The organism is Pseudonocardia pini, from assembly GCF_013870575.1.
In the GTDB taxonomy this organism is placed as follows: Bacteria; Actinomycetota; Actinomycetes; order Mycobacteriales; family Pseudonocardiaceae; genus Pseudonocardia; species Pseudonocardia pini.
This window is the reverse complement of sequence record NZ_JACBXB010000571.1, coordinates 1-3,708: the sequence shown is the minus strand read 5'-3', so window position 1 is coordinate 3,708 and position 3,708 is coordinate 1. Positions and strand designations below refer to the sequence as shown.

Here is a 3,708-nt window from a genome sequence, read left to right as displayed (position 1 = left end):
GCCCGGCACGTCGGCGGGGTCACCGGTCTCAGCCGGGCCCGCGGTCGCGTCGGAACCGGGGGTCCCGAGGGTCCCGACCGGTCCGGCCCCCCGGATCCCCCTGTCCGCCCGGCTGCGGTGGAGCAGGAACAACAGCCCCAGCACCGCCAGCGCGGGCAGGACGATGCCGCCGTCCCCACCCCAGAAGATCCCGCCGCTCGCCAGCAGTAGGACCGCGAGCAGGACGAGCACGAACGGGTTGGCGCGGGAGGTCGCGGGCCGCGGCCCCGCGCCGTCGAGCGGGTCCGCGGTGTCGGCGGCGGGCAGCAGCAGCCACCCCGCCAGGTAGAGGAAGACGCCGATCCCGTAGAACGCGCTGACGGCGAAGCCGACGCGGACCAGGACCGGATCGATGTCGTAGCGGCGGGCGATGGCGGCGGCGACGCCGGCGACCTTGCGGTCCCGTCGTGGTCGTGCGGGACGGGTCTCCCACATGTCCCGCAGCGTCGTCCCGACGTCGGTGCCGGCGGAGTTACTCATGACAGCGACCCTCCCCGCGTGCGCGCCCCCACGGTATCGGGGACGACCCCGAATCGCCCCGGGGTGCGACCCCGGTGTCCCCGGGGCCCGCGCGTGTGACCATGGGGTGGTGAGCAGCCCCATCGAGACAGTGGAGGACCGCCCGACGAAGGCGCCGCTGGCGCGTCGTCGGTCGGGCCGGCTCGTCGCGGGTGTGGCGGGCGGGGTCGCGGACCACCTGGGCGTCCAGGTGCTGTGGGTGCGGGCCGCGTTCGTCGTGCTCGCGGCCGCGAACGGGATGGGCGTGCTGGCCTACGGGCTGTTGTGGGTGTTCGTGCGGCAGGAGGCCGCGGACGTCACCCGCGAGGTGTCGGCCAAGGAGCGGCAGCAGGCCATGGGCCTGGCCGCGCTCGGGATCGGGATCGGCCTGGTCGGCGCCGCGCTGCAGAACCAGGTGGTGGGCTGGATCGTCGGCCCGCTGGGCGTGGCGGCCGTCGGCGCCGCCGTCGTGTGGCGGGAGGCGGACGAGGCGCAGCGCCGCCGGTGGACCACCGGGGCCCGCACCGGGATCCTCGGCGGCGGGCGCAACGCGGTCCTCCGGATCGTCGCCGGCGGGATCTTCGTCGCCGCCGGCATCACGGTGTTCCTGCTCGGCAACCTCAACCTCGGTCAGATCCAGTTCGGCGTGCTGGCGGTGCTGGCCACGCTCGTCGGGGTCGGCGTGCTGACCGTGCCCTGGTGGGTGCGGCTGGCCCGGGACTTCGGCGAGGAGCGCCGGGAGCGGATCGTGACCGAGGAACGCGCCGAGATCGCCGCCCACCTGCACGACTCGGTGCTGCAGACCCTCGCGCTGATCCAGAAGCAGTCGAACGACCCGCGCGAGGTCCAGCGCCTGGCCCGTGGACAGGAACGGGAGCTGCGGCACTGGCTGTACGGCCCGCAGGGCTACGGCCGGGGAGTCGGTCCCGCGATCGACGAGTCGCTCTCCTCCGCCCTGCAGACCGCCGCGGCCGAGGTCGAGGACACCTACGCGATCACCGTCAACCCCGTGATCGTGGGCGACCGGTCACTCGACGACGGCCTGCGCGCCCTCGTCCTCGCCGCGCGCGAGGCGATGGTCAACGCGGCCAAGCACGCCGGCGTCGACGAGGTCAGCGTGTACGCCGAGGTGGAGGAGGACGAGGTGAACATCTTCGTCAAGGACCGCGGCAAGGGCTTCGATCCCGAGGCCGTCCCCGATGACCGGCACGGGCTCGCGGACTCCGTCCACGGCCGGATGGGCCGCCACGGCGGTACGGTCCGGCTGCGCAGCACACCGGGTGAGGGCACCGAGGTCCACCTGGCGATGACCCTCTCGGAACAGGAGACCCCCGCGTCATGAGCGATCCGATCACGGTGTTCCTGGTCGACGACCACGGGTTGTTCCGTGCGGGTGTGCGGGCCGAGCTGGAGCGCGGCGCCGCGGGCGACCCGCCGCTGGAGATCGTGGGCGAGGCCGGGTCCGTGGACGAGGCCGTCGCCGGGATCGGGCACCTGAAGCCGCACGTCGTCCTGCTCGACGTCCACATGCCCGACGGCGGCGGCGCGGCCGTGCTCGGCCGGATCCGCAAGGAGCAGCCCGACGTCGTCTTCCTCGCCCTCTCGGTGTCCGACGCGGCCGAGGACGTGATCGCGGTGATCCGCGCCGGAGCCCGCGGGTACGTGACCAAGACGATCTCCGCCCGGGAGCTGGGCGACGCGGTGCGCCGGGTCCAGGCGGGGGACGCGGTGTTCTCGCCCCGCCTCGCGGGCTTCGTGCTCGACGCCTTCTCCGACCGCCCCGGAGCCGCCCCCGCGGTGGACCCCGAGCTGGACCTGCTCACCAAGCGGGAGCGGGACGTCCTGCGGCTGCTGGCCCGCGGGTACGCCTACAAGGAGATCGCGGGCGAGCTGTTCATCTCGGTGAAGACCGTGGAGACCCACGTCTCCAGCGTGCTGCGCAAGACCCAGCTGTCCAACCGCTACGAGCTCTCCCGCTGGGCCTCGGACCGCCGCCTGGTCTGACCGCCACAGGACGCTGTCCATGATCATCGTTTCGGTACGTGGAGCCGCGAGGGACGCGGGTCCGGGTACCGGAGCGGTGATCTTGGTGCGAGCGGGAGGAGCGGTCGTCGCAGGGTTCGGCGGGTGACGGGTTCGTTCCGGCACTCGGCGCTCTCATGATCGCTGTCTGGGCACGCGCAGCCGCGGTGAGCGCGGGTCTCCGCTCCGAAGTGGTGATCTCGGGCCGGTCGGGCCGCACCGAGATGGTGATCGCGGGCTCCGGTCGGGCCGTGAGGTGATCGCTGTCTGGGCACGCGCAGCCGCGGTGAGCGCGGGTCTCCGCTCCGAACTGGTGATCACGGGCCCGGTTGGGCCGCACCGAGATGGTGATCGCGGGCTCCGGGCGGGCCGTGAGGTGATCGCTGTTCTGGCGCGCGCAGCCGCGAGGAGCGCGGATGCCTGTGCCGAGACGGTGATCATGGGCTCGGGTCGGGCGATGAGGTGATCGCTGCTGAGGCACGCGCAGCCGCGGGACGCGCGGCCCGGCGCTCTGAGACGGTGACCGTCTCGAGCGACCCGCGGCGTGGACGGCCGCGGGCCGACCAGGCTGCTACTTCCCGCCGCCGAGGAGGCCGCCGACCGCGCCGGTGACCTTCGAGGTCTCCTTCGCCAGCGGCTCGGTCACGTCGCCGACACCCTCGCTCACCGCACCGACCAGGGAGTCCTCCGACGACCCGGAGTCGTTCGACGACCCGGAGTCGTTCGACGAGCCCGAGTCGGACGACTCCTCGGACCGGGTCGACCCGGAGTCCGAACCGGAACCGGACCGGGAGTCGGCCGACCGCTGGGTCGGCACGGCCGACCCGCCCGAGGAGGTGTCCAGCAGCCCCGTGACCGGCGCGACCGCCTTGAGCACGGGGTCGGTGACCGGCGCGGTGGCCTCCAGCACGGGCTGGGTGAGCGGGGCGGTGGCCTGGAGCAGCGGGGTGGTGACCGGGGCGAGCACGTCGGCCACCGGAGTGACCGCGGGCTTGACCGCCTGCGCGACGGGTGCGACGAGGTTCTGCACCGCAGGCTCCGCCACCCGCTCGACGAGCGGTGTGCTGATCGGCGCCACCGCCTGCGCGACGGGCTTCACGGCCGGGGCGACCACGGCTGCCGCACCGCCGCCGGCCGCGCCGACGGTCT

Annotated in this window: 4 protein-coding genes; 2 read left to right on the top strand and 2 right to left on the bottom strand. The window is 73.9% G+C overall.

Annotated features, from left to right (window positions below):
* On the bottom strand, positions 1 to 519 hold a 519-nt coding region (locus H5J29_RS24900), incomplete at its 3' end, for a PspC domain-containing protein (protein ID WP_181783457.1).
* Here H5J29_RS24900 and H5J29_RS24895 point away from each other — a divergent pair.
* Together H5J29_RS24895 and H5J29_RS24890 are read left to right on the top strand one after the other, a co-directional pair.
* Positions 518 to 1,879, top strand: a complete 1,362-nt coding sequence (locus tag H5J29_RS24895) for an ATP-binding protein (RefSeq protein ID WP_181783456.1) — start codon at positions 518 to 520, stop codon at positions 1,877 to 1,879. The two genes, H5J29_RS24900 and H5J29_RS24895, sit on opposite strands and share 2 nt — an antisense overlap.
* Positions 1,876 to 2,541, top strand: coding sequence for a response regulator (locus H5J29_RS24890; protein ID WP_181783455.1), 666 nt, complete (start codon positions 1,876 to 1,878; stop codon positions 2,539 to 2,541). Before H5J29_RS24895 ends, H5J29_RS24890 begins: the two co-directional genes overlap by 4 nt.
* A 589-nt stretch (positions 2,542 to 3,130) precedes the next feature.
* On the opposite strand, the gene H5J29_RS24885 is transcribed toward H5J29_RS24890, so the two are convergent.
* The coding region (locus H5J29_RS24885; protein WP_220187889.1) for a hypothetical protein at positions 3,131 to 3,708 on the bottom strand (578 nt) is incomplete at its 5' end.